Below are 20,285 nucleotides of genomic sequence, written 5' to 3' on the forward strand. Positions count from 1 at the left end.
TCCTTTCTAGATTAGACCAAGTTTTTTTAACGCCTGCTCGAATCTTGCTTGATCAATTGGCTTACCGGAATAAATGGTACAACCAAGGTCAAATGCCATTTTTACGTTTTTTTCATCATTTAAGGCCGTTGTCATAATTACCTTTACCGCCTTATCCTCCGGAATATTCCTCTCTTTTTCCAAATTCCGAATCCCCACCAAAGCCTGGTATCCATCCATGACAGGCATCATAATATCTAAGCATACCAGGTCATAGGGTTCATCCTCTTCCAATGCCATTAAAAATGCATCTACTGCTTCCATACCATCCACAGTCACGTCGCATTCTCCATACTTCGATAAAAAACTATCCATAAATTTTCTAGTTACAAAATCATCTTCCGCTAATAAAATTCTCATCTTGCTCACCTCACATATTCCGCAATATTTGATATGTTCTTCTTGCTATATTTGGCAACTGTTCCTGATATTCAACAGCACCTAATTGATAGGCAACTTTTGGCATACCATATACCACACAAGTAGATTCATCCTGCCCGATGGTTTTTGCTCCGGCATTTTTCATTTCCAAAAGTCCCTTTGCTCCATCTCCTCCCATACCGGTTAAAATAATACCTATGGCATTTTCTCTTGCCACTTTTGCAACGGACTGAAAAAGTACATCTACTGACGGACAGTGTCCATTCACTTTTGCTCCTCTTTTGCAAATAACCTGATATGTATCATTTACCCTCACAATTTCCATATGCGCATCTCCCCCCGGTGCTATCAATACCTGTCCGGGCAATACAACATCTCCCGTTTTTGCCTCCTTCACTTTTACATTGCATTTATCATTTAGCCGCCCGGCAAACATTTCCGTAAACCCTGCGGGCATATGCTGTACCACTACCACTCCCGGAATATCCGTACCAAATTCCTGCAACACCGCTGCGATTGCCTCCGTTCCTCCTGTAGATGCTCCTATGGCTATGATGAGATTCTTTTTGGTTGCATTATTCTGCACCGGTTGCCTTGGAACAACATTTTTATGCTTTACCCTACTCACATGTGCCTTGACGGCAATCTTAATCTTATCCGGTAATTCCTTCGAAACAAATTCTTCTATCTGTTGTTTGTCAGAAACAACCGGCTTAGCCACAAAATCAACTGCTCCTGCCCCAAGTGCATCAAACACCTTATCACTTAATGCACTAATTACAATTACCGGCATTGGATATTGAGGCATTAATTTTCTCAAAAATTCAATACCACTCATTCGCGGAAGTTCTATATCTAGAGTCATAACATCCGGTTTGTATGTTACAATTGCATCCCTTGCTTCGTAAGGATCTCCCGCTGTGGCCACCACCTGAATTGCAGGATCTTTATTGAGATTTTGCACAAGAAGCTCTCGAAATACATAAGAGTCTTCCACAACTAATACTTTAATCTTTTGCATGTCACATCAATCCTCTAAACTGTCATATTTTCCTAGCGTAACTGCTTGTATATTTTTTTCAAAACATAAAACATATCGGGACTAAACTTTATCCCAACCTCTTGTTGCATAATTTGAAAAGCACTCTCTTTATCGTACATTCCCCGATAGGTTCTCTCTTCCATCAAAGCACAATACTCACTTACTAACGCCACAATCTGAGCAGATAACGGTATTTCTTCCCCTTTCATTCCTTCCGGATATCCTGTCCCATCCCAATTCTCATGGTGATAATTTGCAATATCAACTGACATTTGAATAAAGTCATTATATTCTCCTGCCTGATTAATATCCCGAAGTATCTTTGCTCCAATTGTAGTATGCTTTCGCATAACCTTTTCTTCTTCCACGGTTAATGCTGATTTCTTATGAAAAATCTCACATGGAACAGCCACATTTCCTATATCACACAACGGTGCAGCAAGCTCCAATGTATCTATAAACCCATCAGATATCACTTCCCCATACCGTGTCGATAACTGCATAGCTTCTGCTAAAATTCTACTGTTATAGCAAAGACGCTCCATATGATTTTCATCATAGTTTGCTGTTTCCCTTGCCACACGAAGAAGTGCATAGAGAACATTTCTTTTCTCCGCTTCCATCTGCTTAATCTGCTCACTTACCAAAACCTGAAGTTTCCGATTCATTTCTACCAGACTGGCTTTTGCCTCCGACAACTTTAAATGAACTTTTATTCTTGCTCTTATCACTTCCGGGATAAAAGGTTTGGTAATATAATCCTCGCCCTCCAATGCAAATCCTCTTATCATATCATCCGGATTGTCAAATGCAGAGATAAAAATAATTGGTATTTCCCTTGTATCCGGATTATCTTTTACCTTCCTACAGAATTCAAATCCATCCATTCCAGGCATTGCAATGTCCGAAATAATCAGTTGTATCGAAAAATGCTGTATCAGTTTTAGCGCCTGTTCACCACTTTCTGCCAATATCGGTCGATGCCCCATATCCGCAATAATATCTCTTAAGGTAAACCGATTCACTTCTAAATCATCCACGATAAGAATGTTTGTCACATCTTTTTCTCTGTTTTCGCTCACCATAGAAATTCCTCCCAGCATTTATATCAGTGACTGAAGTGCTTCAAAGGTAGCAGTTGCCTTTTCATAATCCGCTTTTTGCACTGCCATCTTTAGTCTGAGAGCCGCCGTCTTAACTTCTTTTGGTGCTTCCTCTGTCAATTTTCTGACCGTATCCGCAAATCCTTCTGCCTTCTCCCAGTTCTCCATTTCTATACTAAGAATCAACTTTGACATTTTCTTCTGTAATTCTTGTAAATTCTCCTCTTCTCCGTATCTCCAAATCTTTTCACTTGTATTTTTCTCTGTAAGGCCTCTCAATTTCTGTAATATCTCATCCTTATTTTGACTATCCTGTATCTGACCGTTTTCCTCTTTCGGAACTTCTACCCATATATGAAAAAGAAAGGTACTTCCTACATTTTCCTTACTTTCCACAGAAATATCGCCATCCATCATTTCCACAAGTTGCTTACAAATATTCAGTCCCAACCCTGTTCCGCCATACTTTCTGGTAATAGACGCATCCACCTGTGAAAAACTTTTAAATAACTTATCCTGATTTGCCTTACTAATTCCGATTCCCGAATCAATCACCATAAAAAATAGTTCTACCCGATTGTCATACTGTGCTGTCTTAATAACCTCTAGAACTATTTTTCCTACAGATGTAAATTTACAAGCATTTGATAACAAATTATTTAAGATTTGTATAATTCTCAGTTCATCCCCTACAATATACTCCGGTACCTCCGGTGAAATTGTTACTAAAAACTCCACCCCTTTTTCTGTAATTTTATTTCGATGGTTACGTTTTACATAATCTATCATATGGTATAGATTAAATTTTCTGGATTCTAGCGTAAACTTTCCCGACTCTAACTTAGCAAAGTCCAAAATATTATTAATAAGGGCATTCATATTTTTACAGCTATATTCTATCAGTTTCAGCAGGCCTAACTTTTTCTCTTCCTTCTCCATACTTATTAATTCTTTTGTATTTCCCAATATCCCATTTACCGGTGTTCGAAGTTCATGGGTAATATTGGCCACAAATTCCGATTTTGTTTTGTACGCTGCCTCTATCTCCTGTTGCGCCTGTTGAAGTTTTTTACCAAGCATTACTTTTTCCGAAATATTATATGCCATACAAAGGTAGATAGCAGGCTCTGCTTCTTGCTTCATCAACCGAACATAGACCGGAAAACAAGTATTGTTTTTGCGATATGCCATCAGTTCCTGCTTTTCCCCTCCGAAGATACAATCTGTCTCAAACCCCTCTCCTACTTCTTTGAAATTTTGAGGAAATATATCAGTAATCCGCTGATTACATAGTTCTGTGCCCCACTCAAGCTGTTCCTTTGCTATTTTATTGGCATAGATAATCTCTCCATTTCCCCTGAACGCAAACACCATTTCAAGCGCATGATCTAAAAAAAATTGTAACTGCTCCTCTTCTATGATTTGCATCTTCATTTTCATCCCCTTTACGCGTTCACCCAGTATTGTGCACTTTACCTAATAAATATGTAATTATTGTACTGCCAAAACTCTTTTTTGTCAAATTTGTACGTTTTTACTTTTGCATTACACCATTTTTACAACTAATTTTCTTTTACTTTAATTTATTTTTTTGTGATTTATTGCCATATTCTTTAAAATGCGTTACAATTTCTCTATATGACAAAAATATTGGCGCTCTGTGAACAGTCACAGAATTACAAGGGGGAATCATACCATGAATGAAACAACAAAAAAATCCTTGGTCTATACTAACGAAAAGTGCCAGGGCTGCAATCGTTGCATTTCCATTTGTCCGGTTCTTACAGCAAACTATTCTATAACCGCTTCTGACGGAACCCAAAGAGTGGAGGTCCATGGAGAAAATTGTATTAAATGCGGCGCATGTTTCGATGAATGCGAACATCATGCAAGAAGCTTTTTAGACGATACGGAACGTTTTTTTTCAGACTTAAAACAAGGCGAACAAATTTCTGTCCTGATTGCACCCGCTTTTCTGGCTAATTATCCGGATGAATATGCCAGTATTCTTGGTGGATTAAAAAAACTTGGGGTAAATCACTTTATTAATGTAAGCTTTGGTGCAGATATTACTACCTGGGGATACATTAATTACATTGCAAAAAATCAATTCAAAGGCGGGATTTCCCAACCTTGCCCAGCTATCGTAAATTATATTGAACACTATGTTCCGGAACTTATTCCGTACCTAGTTCCTGTACAAAGTCCACTTATGTGTGCTGCCATCTATGCAAAAAAATATATGAAACTCTCAGATAAGCTGGCATTTATCAGTCCTTGTATTGCCAAGAAAACAGAAATCAATGATCCAAATACGCATGGATATGTATCCTATAATCTGACCTTTGACCACTTCATGGAATATGTAAGGAAACATCAGATTCAAGGAGAACCTATCAAAGATGAGATAAAATATGGACTAGGCTCTATTTATCCTATGCCCGGGGGATTAAAAGAGAATGTATACTGGTTTTGTGGAGAAGAGGTCTTTATCCGTCAGGTAGAAGGCGAAAGACACGCTTATCATTTCCTAGAGGATTATAAAAAGCGTATGGAACAAAATGCCCCTCTCCCATTTATGGTAGATATTTTAAATTGCGACAAAGGTTGCCTCTATGGTACCGGTATCGAAGCAGACAAGTCCCTTTCAGAAGACACCTATTATTCCTTGCAAAAAATCAAGAACACAAGCAAGAAAAAATCTTTCTTTACACCTTTTTCCAGACACTTATCGCCTAAAAACAGGCTAAGACTGTTGAATATGAAGTTTTCCAGGCTTGACCTAAAAGATTTCATGCGAAACTATACGAATAAATCAAATGAAGTTTCCCTTCACACACCTTTGCCATCCGACTTAGAAATTGTGTTCCGTAAAATGAATAAAATAGAACCGGCAAGCCGTATGATTAACTGTGGTGCTTGTGGTTATAATAATTGTAAAGAAATGGCAACTGCCATTTACAATGGAACTAACATACCGGGAAACTGTATTCATTTCATCAAAGATGAGATGGAAAACTTTGCAGAAGAGATAGAAACCCAGAACCAGAAAATTCTACAAAAAAATGAGGAAATTTCTCGCTTTATTGAAGAAGATTTTGAAACACTGAATCATTCCATTGATGAAATGCTAAAAGGCAATAATATCAATGCAGAAGAAAGTACCGAAATCAGCGGTGCCATGATGAAAATCTCTGAATTTTGCGATACATTGAACACCTCCTTTGAAAGCATCGGAACTCTACTTCACAGCTTAGAAACCAATAATCTCGGCATAGAAAAAATTGCAAATCAAACGAATCTGTTAGCACTAAATGCCGCAGTAGAAGCTTCCAGAAGCGGTGAAGCAGGCAGAGGCTTTTCCGTCGTAGCAGACGAAATCAAGGCCTTATCCGAATCCAGTCGCGCCATGGCAAATGAAAGTGATTTAAATCGTATGGAAATCATGAAAGCGGTTAAAATGCTTATGAAAGAAGCCGATGAACTTACACATGCTATCAAAGATATCAACGACCGTCTATCTAATCTTGCAGCATGCACAGAGGAAATCGTGGCTGAAGCCGACGTAGTAAAAAATATTTCTGAGGGTGTCAAAGGTAAATTGGCTGAGTTAAACCAAAACATGAATTGATGAAAAGGCAGCATACCAAATTTTTAAGTATGCTGCCTCTTTTTTCATTCTTATTCGTTCAAAGACTGAATGAATCTGTCAAATGCTTTCTGACCTTCTTCTGTTCTTTTATACACGCCAGCATGCTCCAGTACCTTGCTGAACACAAGCCCAATTTCTTTATGCAGGATTTCCGTCACATTTTCCCTTGTAATCCCATCATATTTTGGCAAGAACTCTTCTACCCAGTCTGCATGTTTTTCAATACTCTCATCTGCCCGAATATCCTTACCGGTTACAATAGCATCGGCAAGCGTTTCCATCTCACCTTTTAACCTTGCCGGAAGCACTGCAAGTCCCATCACCTCAATTAGTCCGATGTTTTCCTTCTTAATATGATGCAACTCTGCGTGAGGGTGATATACCCCAAGTGGATGTTCCTCTGTGGTAATGTTGTTACGCAATACCAAATCCAGTTCATACTTTTCTCCACGCTTTCTGGCAATCGGAGTAATGGTATTGTGTGGTTCTCCCTCTGTCTCCGCAAAAATAAATACTACTTCATCCGTATATCCACGCCATGCATTCAAAATCACATCTGCAAGCGTAATAATGCGTTCTGTGTCCTCACCGGAAAGACGAATCACAGACATGGGCCATTTTACAATTCCGGCCTTTACATCTTCAAATCCTTTTACGGCAAATTCACGTTCTACCGGTGCCTTTGCCATAGCAAATTCATAACTTCCACCCTGAAAGTGGTCATGGCTTAAAATTGACCCACCAACAATAGGCAAATCAGCATTAGAACCTACAATATAATGTGGAAACTGTTTTACAAAGTCAAACAGCTTACAGAAAGTCCCATGCTCTATCTTCATTGGAATATGCTTGGAATTAAACACAATACAGTGTTCATTGTAATACACATATGGTGAATATTGAAATCCCCACTTACTATCCTGAATCGTCACCGGAATAATACGATGATTTTGGCGTGCCGGATGATTGATTCTTCCTGCATATCCTTCATTTTCCATACACAACAGACATTTCGGATAACCACTCTGCTTTGCATTCTTCGCCGCCGCAATGGCTTTTGGGTCCTTTTCCGGCTTAGAAAGGTTAATGGTAATATCCATCTCTCCATATTCCGTTTCCGCCTTCCACTTTACATCCTTTGCAATACGGTAACGACGGATATAATCACTGTCCTGACTCAACTTATAATATAAATCGGTAGCTGCCTTTGGTCCCTCCGATTCATAAACGTTCCAAAACTTTGCAATTACCTCACTTGGTCTTGGCATCAGCTGTGCCATCAGCTTCGTATCCAACAGGTCACGATACACCACGCCATTTTCCACTAACACACCTGTTTCATAAGCATAATCCAATAATTCCTTTAAGACAGGTTCTAGTTCTACGTTATGATACTCTGTCTCCGGTTCCTCATACTCTTCTATTTTTAACACTTCCAATAACCGGTTGGTAGTAAAAATTACATCTTCCTCTGAAATTAGATTATTTTCCAATCCATAACATACCAGTTTTTTAATTGCCTCATTTACCATAGTAATCCCCATCCCTTCTTACATCACTTTGATTCCACCAAAAGGTCTGACTTTCAATACGTGGCAGGCACCCTCGCCAAACACACTATCTAACACTTCGCGATAAGTTTCCACAAAACTATCCTCTACAAATGCTTGAATCGTTCCGGCAAATCCTCCTCCATGAACACGACTTACTCCATGTTCTTTTAAAATGCTCTCACTAACAGCCAGACCAATGGAGACTCCCTGATTCTGCACATCCTTATTCGTATACACATTCTGCAAATAGTTAAAAGAAGAATTACCTGAAGCCTTCACTGTCTGTAAAAATCCCTTAAAATCACCGTTCTTTAATGCGCTCACTTCCTGCTCTACTCTCTTATCCTCTTCAAAGAAATGCAAAGAACGCAAAACCGCACGATCTCCGCACTCCTTCTGAAGCTTTGCAATATTTTTATAAAACTCTTTTTCATCCACTTCACGTAAAAACTCTTTTCCAAAGAAAGAAGCAACCTTCTTCATTTCCTGTGGAATCAGAGCATAATCATCTGTCAAATCTGCATGAGATCCCTTGGTATCGGTAATACACAAGCTATGATGATAAACGTCAAAATCTACTTCTACCTTTTCTACCATAGGATTCTTAAGATCTGCAAAATCAATATGAATTAGTCCACCAACGGAACAAGCCATCTGATCCATCAATCCACATGGTTTTCCAAAAAATACATTTTCTGCATATTGCGCCACCTGTGCAATCTCTACCGGACTAATCTCCATACCATTATAGAGTCCTGAAATAATTGTTCCTACCAACGTCTCAAAGGCTGCGGAACTTGACATTCCTGCACCATTTAACACGTCACTGGTAACATAAGCTTGAAATCCCCCAATCTTATGACCATTCTTTTTCAAACCGTAAATCATTCCACGAATAATTCCAATAGAGGTCCCCTCTTCTTCCTCTTTTTTCTCCAAATCAGACAAATCTACACAAATCTTTTCATAACCCTCGGACAACAACTCAATCACATTATTCTGCATTTTTCTTACCACAGCAATTGCATCTAAATTGATGGATGCAGCTAACACTTCACCATGCTGATGGTCTGTATGGTTTCCTCCAACCTCACTTCTGCCCGGTGCACTGTAAACCTCTACCTCACCTGCTCCATACAGTTCTTCGAACTTACAAATTCCCTTTTGAAAACGTTCTTTTTGATAAGGCACCATCGTCTCATCTACATAGATTGCTTTCAATCTTTCATCATACTGTCCTGTTTCAATTTCACCCAATAATACCTTCGTCTCTTCCATCCTATTCCCCCGCCCTTTCACTTTATTGTTATTCGTTATCCTTATTATATCCTCCTTTTAGTAAACAGTCAATATATTTACTAAAATTATATATTGAAATTTACTATATTTTTGTTTTTTATTTTAGTAAATTTAGTAAATTTCCCTTTTCTTTTTCTTACTTTTTTGCTATACTTTATTTAGATTTAACGTTATGGAGGATATCAAATGGCTACCATTAAAGATATTGCAGAAGCCGCAGGAGTATCTTCAGCTACCGTCTCAAGAATTCTGAACAATGACAGTACACTGAATGTAGCTCCTGAAACACGACAAAAAGTATTGGACACGGCAAATACCTTGAAATATAAGAAAAAATCAAGAGCTTCCAATCGTTCTGCCTATACACTCGGCATCGTACAATGGTTCTCCCCACAGCAGGAATTAGAAGATAATTACTATTTACTGATTCGTCAAGGCATTGAGGACTTTTGCATGCAGAACTGTATTCATGTAGTCCGCACCTATAAAGCAGATGTCAACTACATGGATGCTCTCAAATCCGTAGATGCATTGGTCTGCGTGGGTAAATTCAGTACTTCTGAGGTAAAACATTTTCGTGAACTAACAAATAATATCATCTTTTTAGATATGCCGGTAAACGATACTACTGTTTCTACCATCACGTTGGACTTTGACCAGGCAATATCCACCGGTATGGATTATTTAACTTCGCTTGGTCATACAAAAATTGGATTTCTGGGTGGAAAAGAATATCTGGCTGACCGCCAACTTTTTCCGGATACGCGAAAAAAACTCTTTACTGCATATTGTCAAGAGCACAATATCACTTATGAACCATATCTGCTAGAAGAGTCATTTACAACAGAATCCGGATATCAGATGATGACCGAATTGATAAAAAAAGGCGACCTGCCTACCGCAATCATTGCTTCTAGTGATCCTATTGCAATTGGTGCCTTAAGGGCCCTCAACGACAACGGAATAAAAGTACCGGAAGACATCTCCCTAATGGGATTTGATGATACCAGTCTTTCTTCCTTTACTTCTCCACCATTGACCACCATTCATGCTCCGGCATACGACATGGGAAGCTTTGGTGCCAATATCGTATTTAACATCTTAAAGCTGCATCCGGCAACTGCCATGAAGATTCAGTTGCCTTGTAAACTAGTGAAGCGTCAATCCTGTAAGGAACTGGAATCATAACAAAAAATCCTTATGAGAATTTTTAATCTACTTTCTCATAAGGATTTTTCTTTTTTTCGAATATAAGGGTCTGTATAAAAAGCAAAAGCTAACTGAGCACACATCAAACACCAAATTACCGGTTCACAAATGATAACCCCAAAATATTTCAATGTCGGTATTAATAAAACAACAAATACAATCTTTCCCAACAATTCAATCACACTCGACACCAATGGAACAATCTTTTTTCCCAATCCTTGCAATGAATTTCGCAATACCAACAAAATTCCTAAAACGGAATACAACGGTGCATTAATTCTTAAATAATTTGCTCCGTTCTCAATTACCACCGCTTCTGTTGAACCTGATAGCAGCTTCACCAATGCTGGCGCTGTAAAAAACAATACCACTGTAATAAATCCTGACCAAATGAGTGAGAGCCAGTTGGCATACCGTACTGCCTTGACAATTCTCTCTTTCTGATCTGCACCACGATTCTGCGATACAAAAGTAGCCGTTGCCAACGCAAGTGTAATAAGCGGCATTGTACAAAAACTACTTAATTTTCTTGCTGCTGTATGACCGGCAATAATCAGATATCCCAGCTTATTAATAGCAAATTGCAATATCACCGTTCCCGTAGACACAATCGCCAACATAAAGCCCATAGACAATCCTTGACCTACCAATTCTCCGTACAATCTGCTCTCTATTTTAAAATGTTCTCTATCCGGTATCAGTAATTTCGTTTTTCGGAAAATATAAAGCAGACACAGCAATGCCGAAATTCCTTGTGCTAATACGGTTGCTACTGCCGCTCCTTTTACTCCCATGGAAAACTGTGTAATAAATACCACATCCAACACAACATTAATGACAGAAGATGTTACCAAAAACACCAAGGGCATCACGCTATTTCCAATTGCCCGCAGTAAGCCTGCCAAAAGATTATAGGCAAACATAACCCCCACACATATTGTTAACAAAGAAATGTAAGAGTAAGACTCATCTATAATTTCCTGAGGAGTCTGCAATATTTCCATAAGCGGATACAGGAAAAGCTTTGAAACTATCATAACCACTACTGTTACTCCGGCACCGATTACGATAGAACCAGCTACTGCACGTTTCAAACGCGCCTCATCTCCCGCACCATAGCTTCTTGCCACTACCATACTCATTCCATTTCCAATTCCAAGCGCAAATCCTACCAGTAACTCATAAACTGCTGTACATGCCCCGATAGCCGCCAAGAAGGAATCACCCAGAAAGTGTCCCACAATCATAGTATCCGCTGTATTGTACAACTGTTGAAATAAGTTGGATATGAATAAAGGTATGGCAAAAATAATTAATGATTTTAGTATATTTCCTTTTAAAAGGTCTAACTTCGTATCTGACATTTATTTCTATTTCCCAACTTTATCTTGTTTGTAAAAAAATAAATTCTCGTTGTGCCTGTTCATCTTCCGGATAATCTTCTACATACGCCGCCATTTTTTCTTTTGCCGATGCAAAATCTCTCAACTGCTCATATGCAATAATTTCGTTTTTACGGATTGCCTGCTCGTTCGTAACACTCTCTGCTGCAAGTGCCTTTTGAAAGAATTCTAATGCCTGCTGATAATTCCCCTGCTCCATCTGCATTTCCCCTAAGGTACGCAATGCTTCGGAATCAGAACCGTTTCGTGCAGAATAGCTTTCATATAACGCCTGTGCCTGTGCAGAATTTCCCTGCGCCTCATACACCTGTGCCATATAAAGCAATGCTTTGGTATCTTCTTTATTTATTGCCTTATCCAGCTCTTTTCTGGCACTTTCATAGTCACCCTTTAACAGATAAATATGTCCCCGTTCCCGATAATCTTCCGCTTCCTCGCCCTTCACTTCCAGAGCATTATCTAATATTTTTCCTGCCTCGTCTGTTTCTCCGATTCCAATCAGATTCTCATAAATGGAAACATACAGTTCATAATCATTCGGCTTCAACTCTAGTGCCTTATTAAAATCCTCTTTTGCTTTTTCAACATCTCCCTGCTTCAGGTAGATACATCCCCGCAGGTAATAAGGTTCTCCATTTTTCTTATCATAATTCATCAGGGCCTCATATGTTTCCAATGCACCTTCGACATCTCCACTTTTATACTGAGCTGCTGCTTTATAATAACAAATGTCAATTTCCAAATCTCCTACTACAGCAAGTGACTGATCCAATGCCTTTTGAAAGGATTCTACCGCACCTGCATAATCTCCTTCTTCCATTTTGGAGATTCCTGCCTTGCGATACTCCTTTTCCTTTTTTAGTGATTCCTCGCCCTGACATCCCGTTATGACAGACACTCCCAGTGTCATCACCAGAATCCACAATATAACCCCGGATTTTTTTCTTGTTTTCCTGTTATTCATATTACTTGCTCTTCTTTCTCTCTTTTCTGCGGCAACTGTGCCAGAATAATCGCACAAAACATCAAAACACACCCTGCCACTTCTCTTTTACTTAAATGTTGTTGCAGCACGACCATTCCTGCTAATACAGAAATCACTGACTCTAAACTAAGTATTAAGGATGCCACCGTAGGGTTAATCCCTTTCTGTCCTACAATCTGCAACGTATATGCCACTCCACAGGACAGTATGCCTGCATACAACAGTGGTTGCCATGCCTCTATTATATCGGAAATCTTGGGGTTCTCAGATAAAAACATAGGAATTCCTGATAAAAAACCGCAGACAAAGAACTGTATACATGACATCTTTACACCATCTACAAGTTCTGTAAAATGATCTATTACCAAAATATGAATTGCAAACAAAAGTGCGCAGACAAATACCAGCGCATCTCCCTTTCCAACCGAAAATTCTTCCGTAATACACAAAAAATACAGCCCTACCAGTGCCAGTACTACTCCTATCCACACAGAAGGTGCACATTTCTTCTTTATAAACAATCCCAGAATTGGCACAATAATAATATAAAATGCTGTAATAAACCCTGCTTTTCCTACCGTAGTATAAGCAATCCCCATCTGCTGAAAATTACTTGCAAGACATAAAAGCAATCCACAAAGAGCTCCTCCAACTATTAAAAGTCGCTTGTCTTCCACCTTAGATTCTTCCCTTTTTTCCGACGGTGCAATCTTTCTCAGCAACCAGATACATGGAATCAATACAACTCCGCCAATCAGACTTCTAACACAGTTAAAGGTGAACGGACCTAAATAGTCCGTTCCCACACTCTGTGCCACAAAAGCCGTTCCCCAGATAAATGCTGTTAAAAACAACAATATTGTATTTCTTATCTGTAACTTACTCATAAACTACTCTTGTGCTCCTACTATTCCATCTCTACTTTTACTTTATCCAGATGCCAGATATCATCTACATATTCCTGAATCGTACGGTCAGAGGTAAACTTACCGGAATGGGCTACATTTAATATAGCCATCTTCGCCCAACGCTTCTCATCACGATATGCTTCTTCTACCTTTTCCTGCGCCTGTGCGTAAGAACGGAAATCCTTCAAAATGAAATATGTATCTGCATATTGCGTATCCTGTGTATTCAGCAAAGAATTGTATAATGGACGGAACAATTCTGAATCATTTCCGGAATAAAATCCATTAATTAACTGCATCAGTACCTGACGAATCTCCTGGTCATTATTAAATATCTGCATTGGATCATAATCCCGCTTTGCCTCATGGTCAATGACTTCCTGCGCACTCATACCGAAGATAAATTCGTTCTCTTCTCCTGCCTCTTCTACAATCTCTACATTCGCTCCATCCATAGTTCCAATCGTTACAGCTCCATTCAGCATAAACTTCATATTTCCGGTTCCGGAAGCTTCCTTACTTGCAGTAGAAATCTGTTCAGATACATCTGCTGCTGCAAAAATCCACTCTGCATTAGAAACTTTGTAATCTTCAATAAATACAACTTTTATCTTGCCATCGATACTCTTATCATTATTAATTACATTTGCCACATTATTAATCAGTTTAATGGTAAGTTTAGCATTCCGGTATCCTGCTGCAGCTTTCGCACCGAAAATAAAGGTTCTTGGATAGAAATCCATTTCCGGATGCTCCTTTATCTTATTATACAGATACATCACATGAAGAATATTTAAAAGCTGACGCTTATACTCATGAAGTCTCTTTACCTGTACATCAAAAATAGAACGTGGATTTACCTCTATACCATTATGTTTCAGAATATAATCTGCCAGACGAAGCTTATTCTGGTATTTAATATTCATAAATTCCTGCTGTGCCTTTTCATCATCTGCATAGATTGCCAGTTTTTCAATGTGAGGCAGATTTGTAACCCAATCCTTTCCAATATATCGACTAACCCATTCTGCCAACAGCGGATTTCCATGGTACAAAAATCTTCTCTGTGTAATACCATTTGTTTTGTTGTTAAACTTCTCCGGGAACATTTCATAAAATTCATGTAACTCCCGTTCCTTCAAAATATCTGTATGAAGTCTTGCTACACCATTGACAGAATATCCTGCTGCAATAGCAAGATTTGCCATACGAACCTGACCATCATAGATAATGGCCATTTTCTGTATTTTTCTCTGGTCTCCCGGAAACTTCTTCTGAATATCTAATATAAATCTACGATTTATCTCTTCTACAATCTGGTAGATTCTTGGAAGCAGTCTGGAGAAAATCTCAATCGGCCATTTTTCCAATGCTTCTGACATAATCGTATGGTTGGTATAGGCACAAGTCTTTCCGGTAATCTCCCATGCCTCATCCCAATTCATTCCTTCCTCATCCACTAAAATACGCATTAATTCTGCAACAGCTACCGTCGGATGCGTATCATTCATTTGAATTACTACCTTCTCCGGTAACTTTCGTAAATCCGGATGGGACTTTTTATACCGTGCTACCGCACGCTGAACACTTGCTGAAACAAAGAAATACTGCTGTTTCAGGCGTAATTCCTTTCCTGCAATATGATTATCATTCGGATAAAGCACTTCAACCAGGTTCTTTGCAAGATTCTCCTGCTCCACGGCCTTTTTATAGTCTCCTTTATCGAAGGAATTCAATTCAAAACACTGAATTGGTTCCGCATCCCAAATCATCAGCGTATTTACCATATTATTGTTATATCCAATCACCGGCATATCATAAGGTACTGCTCTTACAGACTGATATCCATCATGAACAAACTTTACATTTCCCTTTTCGTCCATTTCAGAACGAACATATCCGCCAAACTTTACTTCATAAGTACGTTGTGGACGACGCAATTCAAATGGATAACCATCCTTCAACCAGTTATCCGGCTCCTCCACCTGATAGCCATCCCGGATTTTTTGCTTGAACATACCATAACGATAACGAATACCACATCCATACGCCGGATACCCCAATGTAGACAAGGATTCCATAAAACAAGCCGCCAGTCTTCCTAATCCGCCATTTCCAAGAGCCGGATCCGGTTCCTGGTCCTCAATGGCATTAATATCAAATCCGATTTCCTTTAATGCTTCACTGACTTCCTTATAAGCAGTCAGATTAATCAGATTATTCCCCAATGCTCTTCCCATCAAAAATTCCATGGACATATAGTAAAGAATCTTTGGATCTTCCTTTTCAAATGTTTTTTGTGTTGCAAGCCATTGATCGATAATAACATCCTTTACCGTATAGGCCACTGCCTGATACGCTTCCTGCTCTGTCGCTTCTTCCAATGTCTTGCGATACAAGTTCTTTACATTTCCCTTAACTTCCTGTATAAACTGTTCCTTTTCAAATATTTTGTTCTCCATATCCTCACTCCTGTCTTGTGTATAAATACCTTCTTAATGTATATTTAGAAAAAGGAGAGTAGTCACCAAGCAAAAGTGTTACTCTCCTTTTAAGTTACTGTATTTTCTCTACCCCAAGTGTTACTTTCTCACCGTTAATGTTCCATTCTTTTTCATATCCGGTTACTGCACCTGAGGCGATTTTCTCTGCCAAGACTTCTGACTGAATCTGTGTTCCAAACTTTTCAAAAATTCTATTAATCTTATCTTCTGCCTGATAGGAAACAACAATCTTATCCATTACTTCAAATCCTGCTTCCTTACGCATCGTCTGGATCTTACTAATCAATTCACGTACAAATCCTTCTTCCAACAGTTCTTCTGTCAGATTCGTATCCAATACAACAGTGACTTCATTATCACCCTCAGTTACATAGCCTTCCTGCTGGGTCATAGTAATTAATAAGTCCTCTTCACATAATACAACTTCTGAGCTTACACTGTCAAGTGTCAGGCTTCCCTTTGCCTTTAATTCTGCCATAGCCTTATTTCCATCAAGCTCTGCTAACGCCTTCTGAATCTGTCCTAAGAATTTACCGTATTTTGGTCCTACTGTACGAAGCTGTGGCTTAAAGGTATAATCGGTAAAGTTGCTAACATCCTCTGTGAAAGTCACCTTCTTTACATTCAGCTCTTCTTCAATGATTTCGCAGAAGAACTCAGACAACTCATATGGTGCCTTTACAAACATATTTCCAATTGGCTGACGATTTTTAATGTTAGCTGTATTTCTGCATGCACGTCCCATTACTACGATTTTCAGAACTGCATCCATATTTTTCTCTAATTCCTTATCTACAAATGCTGCATCGGCAACTGGGAAGTCACACAGATGAATACTCTCTGGCGCATCCTTATCAATGCTGCGTACCAGATTCTGATAAATCTCTTCTGTCAAGAACGGAACCATAGGTGCTGCAGTTTTACATACTGTTACCAGTGCAGTATACAGTGTCATATATGCATTTATCTTATCCTGTTCCATTCCCTTTGCCCAGAAACGCTCACGACATCTTCTGACATACCAGTTACTCATATCATCTACAAAATCCTGCAATGCTCTTGCTGCTTCCGGAATCTTATAGCTGCCCAGATTGTTATCAACTTCAGTAATCAGTGTATTCAACTTAGATAATAACCACTTATCCATAACTGATAACTTGTCGTATTCTAAGCTGTACTTTGTAGCATCGAATTCATCAATATTAGCATACAATACAAAGAATGCATAAGTATTCCATAAGGTACCCATGAACTTACGCTGTCCTTCCTGAACTGCCTTTCCATGGAAACGGTTTGGTAACCATGGTGCAGAATTGATGTAGAAGTACCAACGGATAGCATCTGCACCGTATGTCTGTAATGCATCAAAAGGATCTACTGCATTTCCTTTAGACTTACTCATCTTCTGTCCATTTTCATCCTGCACATGTCCCAAAACAATAACATTTTCGTAAGGTGCTTTATTAAACAACAAGGTAGACTCTGCTAACAGAGAATAGAACCATCCACGGGTCTGGTCTACTGCCTCGGAAATAAACTGTGCCGGGAACTGCTTTTCAAATACCTCTTTATTTTCAAATGGATAATGATGCTGTGCAAAAGGCATTGCTCCTGAATCAAACCAACAGTCAATTACTTCCGGTACACGATGCATCTCTTTTCCACACTCCGGACACTTGATGGTAACTGCATCAATATATGGACGATGAAGTTCAATATCCTCCGGACAGTTATCAGACATTTCTTTTAACTCCGCAATACTTCCAATAGAATGCATATGACCACATTCACATTCCCAGATATTCAGTGGAGTTCCCCAATAACGGTTACGGGAAATTCCCCAGTCCTGTACGTTTTCCAACCAGTCACCGAAGCGTCCTTTTCCGATACTTTCCGGTATCCAGTTGATGGTGTTGTTATTGCGAATCAAGTCATCTTTTACTTCTGTCATCTTGATAAACCAAGATTCTCTTGCATAGTAAATTAACGGAGTATCACATCTCCAGCAGTGTGGATACTCATGTTCAAACTTCGGAGCATCAAATAACAGTTTCTGATCCTCTAAATCCTGCAATACCATTGGGTCTGCTTTCTTACAGAATACACCTGCATATGGAGTCTCTTCTGTTAATTCTCCTTTACCATTTACAAACTGAACAAATGGCAAATCATATTTTCTGCCGACCTTAGAGTCGTCTTCACCAAATGCCGGTGCAATGTGAACGATACCGGTACCATCTGTCATGGTTACATAGCTGTCACATGTTACAAAATGTGCCTTTTTGTGCTGCTTTGCTGCTGCATCACCCGCACACTGGAATAAAGGTTCATATTCCTTGTACTCTAAATCTGTTCCCTTATAGGTTTCTAATACTTCATAAGCCTTTTCTCCGGCTTCCTGCTGTTCCTTACTTAACAGAGAGCCTAATACCTTATCCAATAATGCTTCTGCCATATAATAGGTATATCCGTCTACTGCCTTTACTTTACAATAAGTCTCATCCGGATTTACACAAAGTGCCAGGTTAGATGGCAATGTCCAAGGAGTTGTGGTCCATGCCAAAAAGTAAGCATCTTCTCCCGTCACCTTAAAACGCACAATTGCAGAACGTTCTTTTACTGTCTTATATCCCTGTGCTACTTCCTGTGCAGACAATGGAGTTCCGCAGCGAGGACAGTAAGGAACAATCTTAAATCCCTTGTATAACAACTTTTTGTTCCAGATTTCCTTTAATGCCCACCATTCAGATTCAATAAAGTTATTGTCATAAGTAACATACGGATTCTCCATATCTGCCCAGAATCCAACGGTGCCTGAGAAATCCTCCCACATTCCTTTGTACTTCCAGACACTTTCTTTACATTTTTTGATAAATGGCTCTAAACCATATTCTTCAATCTGTTCTTTTCCGTCCAGACCTAACATTTTTTCAACTTCCAGTTCTACCGGAAGACCATGGGTATCCCATCCGGCTTTACGAGGTACCATTTTTCCCTTCATGGTCTGATATCTCGGAATCATATCCTTAATAACACGAGTCAAAACGTGTCCGATATGAGGCTTTCCATTTGCAGTTGGCGGTCCGTCGTAAAAAGTATAAGTTTCTCCCTCTTTACGGTTCTCCATACTTTTCTTAAAAATATCGTTTTCTTTCCAAAATTCTTCTACTTGTTTTTCTCTTTCTACAAAGTTTAAGTTAGTGTCGACTTTGTTGTACATATGTTATATGTGCTCCTTTCTTAGCTATAAAAAAGAGCCCTGCCCTGTAAAAGGACAAAGCTCATAAATGCATTGTTACCACCTATTACATTGTACTTAGAAAATCTTCCCTTACTATTCACATCCCTCAATATGAATAGTAACGTATTTCCTGCATACACGATTCCCATAACGGAGGAATTCCCGTCCGCACCTACTTATGCCTTCTGGCATGTTCAGCCGGCAACTTAGAAGTGATGTTCCGATATTTTCTACTAGCACCGGTTTCCACCCTCCCGGCTCTCTGAAACGTTCAAGAAATATCGTACTGTCTTCGTCATCGTCTTTTTCACAAATCTTTTTTATTATAAAACCTGCAATATCTCTTGTCAAGATGTTGCAGGTTCTTTTCTTTAATAATAATAGTACTGACTACTCATAATCTTGTCATATAAACCTGAGCTAATAGCCCACAAACCAATACAAATCAATCCAATAAAGATAAGCAATCCTACTGCTCCACAAACAATACCTGCGATTGCCATTCCCTTACTTTCATTCTTCACAAGCTGTACAATTCCAAGAACAATCGCTACAATTCCCAAAACAGGTGCCAGATACATCATCATTGCCAATACCGGATTGATATATACCGTTACAAAACTTCCGCATAAGGTCAATATGGAAAAAATTCCACATATCATAGATGCTGTACCAAGTCCGGTTCCCTGACCTTTGCCTGAGCCATTTCCTGTATACTGATTTTGATAAGAATATTCTGTTTCATTTAACTGCTGATTATCATTTTCAAAAGTGTTATTTTCCTCACCCATGAAATAAACCTCCTTATTTTTAGTATAGTAGAAATTATAGCAAACACACTTTTACTTTACAAGACAAAACTTTTCTTTTTCCTAATTCGTAACTCGGTTTCCCCTTCATGCAGCCGAACCTGAATACAAAAAATTGGATTTTCAGATGTTGAACACTTTGTGTTCTTCTTACAGC

Annotated in this window: 14 protein-coding genes; 2 read left to right on the forward strand and 12 right to left on the reverse strand. The window is 39.0% G+C overall.

The window, feature by feature from the left end:
• Nucleotides 1-6: 6 nt before the first annotated feature.
• The 4 genes from BIV20_RS12200 to BIV20_RS12215 are packed head-to-tail and all read right to left on the reverse strand — an operon-like array spanning nucleotide 7 to nucleotide 3,999.
• Nucleotides 7-399 (reverse strand): response regulator, encoded by a 393-nt coding sequence (locus BIV20_RS12200; protein WP_075720975.1) that lies wholly within the window; start codon nucleotides 397-399, stop codon nucleotides 7-9.
• Between the two features lie 10 nt (nucleotides 400-409).
• Nucleotides 410-1,441, reverse strand: a complete 1,032-nt coding sequence (locus tag BIV20_RS12205; protein ID WP_075720976.1) for a protein-glutamate methylesterase/protein-glutamine glutaminase — start codon at nucleotides 1,439-1,441, stop codon at nucleotides 410-412.
• Between the two features lie 32 nt (nucleotides 1,442-1,473).
• On the reverse strand, nucleotides 1,474-2,547 hold the full coding sequence (locus tag BIV20_RS12210; RefSeq protein WP_242939836.1) for a response regulator: 1,074 nt from the start codon (nucleotides 2,545-2,547) through the stop codon (nucleotides 1,474-1,476).
• A gap of 18 nt (nucleotides 2,548-2,565) precedes the next feature.
• Nucleotides 2,566-3,999: an ATP-binding protein gene (locus BIV20_RS12215; RefSeq protein ID WP_242939837.1), complete on the reverse strand. Its 1,434-nt coding sequence runs from the start codon at nucleotides 3,997-3,999 to the stop codon at nucleotides 2,566-2,568.
• Nucleotides 4,000-4,261: 262 nt separating this feature from the next.
• Between BIV20_RS12215 and BIV20_RS12220 the strand changes: the two genes are divergently transcribed.
• Nucleotides 4,262-6,196: a [Fe-Fe] hydrogenase large subunit C-terminal domain-containing protein gene (locus BIV20_RS12220; RefSeq protein WP_075720979.1), complete on the forward strand. Its 1,935-nt coding sequence runs from the start codon at nucleotides 4,262-4,264 to the stop codon at nucleotides 6,194-6,196.
• A gap of 50 nt (nucleotides 6,197-6,246) precedes the next feature.
• On the opposite strand, the gene galT is transcribed toward BIV20_RS12220, so the two are convergent.
• The gene (gene galT / locus BIV20_RS12225; protein WP_075720980.1) at nucleotides 6,247-7,749 is read right to left on the reverse strand and encodes a UDP-glucose--hexose-1-phosphate uridylyltransferase; all 1,503 of its coding nucleotides are present in this window, start codon (nucleotides 7,747-7,749) and stop codon (nucleotides 6,247-6,249) included.
• Between the two features lie 18 nt (nucleotides 7,750-7,767).
• A complete protein-coding gene (locus BIV20_RS12230; protein WP_075720981.1) occupies nucleotides 7,768-9,048 on the reverse strand; it encodes a galactokinase in 1,281 nt (426 codons plus the stop codon).
• 207 nt (nucleotides 9,049-9,255) lie between these two features.
• Here BIV20_RS12230 and BIV20_RS12235 point away from each other — a divergent pair, with 207 nt between their 5' ends.
• Entirely contained in the window at nucleotides 9,256-10,257 is a 1,002-nt protein-coding gene (locus tag BIV20_RS12235) for a LacI family DNA-binding transcriptional regulator (RefSeq protein ID WP_075720982.1), read from the forward strand.
• A 35-nt stretch (nucleotides 10,258-10,292) separates the two neighbouring features.
• Here BIV20_RS12235 and BIV20_RS12240 read toward each other — a convergent pair whose 3' ends face one another.
• The 6 genes from BIV20_RS12240 to BIV20_RS12265 form a co-directional block, all read right to left on the reverse strand.
• Entirely contained in the window at nucleotides 10,293-11,642 is a 1,350-nt protein-coding gene (locus tag BIV20_RS12240) for an MATE family efflux transporter (RefSeq protein WP_075720983.1), read from the reverse strand.
• A gap of 19 nt (nucleotides 11,643-11,661) precedes the next feature.
• Nucleotides 11,662-12,645, reverse strand: coding sequence for a tetratricopeptide repeat protein (locus tag BIV20_RS12245; RefSeq protein ID WP_083655206.1), 984 nt, complete (start codon nucleotides 12,643-12,645; stop codon nucleotides 11,662-11,664).
• Complete coding sequence (locus tag BIV20_RS12250; protein WP_075720984.1) at nucleotides 12,642-13,553, reverse strand: DMT family transporter; 912 nt, start codon at nucleotides 13,551-13,553, stop codon at nucleotides 12,642-12,644. The genes BIV20_RS12245 and BIV20_RS12250 overlap by 4 nt, the downstream gene beginning before the upstream one ends.
• Nucleotides 13,554-13,573: 20 nt before the next feature.
• On the reverse strand, nucleotides 13,574-16,036 hold the full coding sequence (locus tag BIV20_RS12255) for a glycogen/starch/alpha-glucan phosphorylase (RefSeq protein WP_075720985.1): 2,463 nt from the start codon (nucleotides 16,034-16,036) through the stop codon (nucleotides 13,574-13,576).
• Nucleotides 16,037-16,130: 94 nt separating this feature from the next.
• Complete coding sequence (gene ileS, locus BIV20_RS12260) at nucleotides 16,131-19,298, reverse strand: isoleucine--tRNA ligase (RefSeq protein WP_075720986.1); 3,168 nt, start codon at nucleotides 19,296-19,298, stop codon at nucleotides 16,131-16,133.
• A gap of 392 nt (nucleotides 19,299-19,690) precedes the next feature.
• Nucleotides 19,691-20,110, reverse strand: coding sequence for a DUF4190 domain-containing protein (locus BIV20_RS12265; RefSeq protein ID WP_075720987.1), 420 nt, complete (start codon nucleotides 20,108-20,110; stop codon nucleotides 19,691-19,693).
• Nucleotides 20,111-20,285: the final 175 nt, after the last annotated feature.

The sequence above is a fragment of the Roseburia sp. 499 genome (assembly GCF_001940225.2).
In the GTDB taxonomy this organism is placed as follows: Bacteria; Bacillota; Clostridia; order Lachnospirales; family Lachnospiraceae; genus Petralouisia.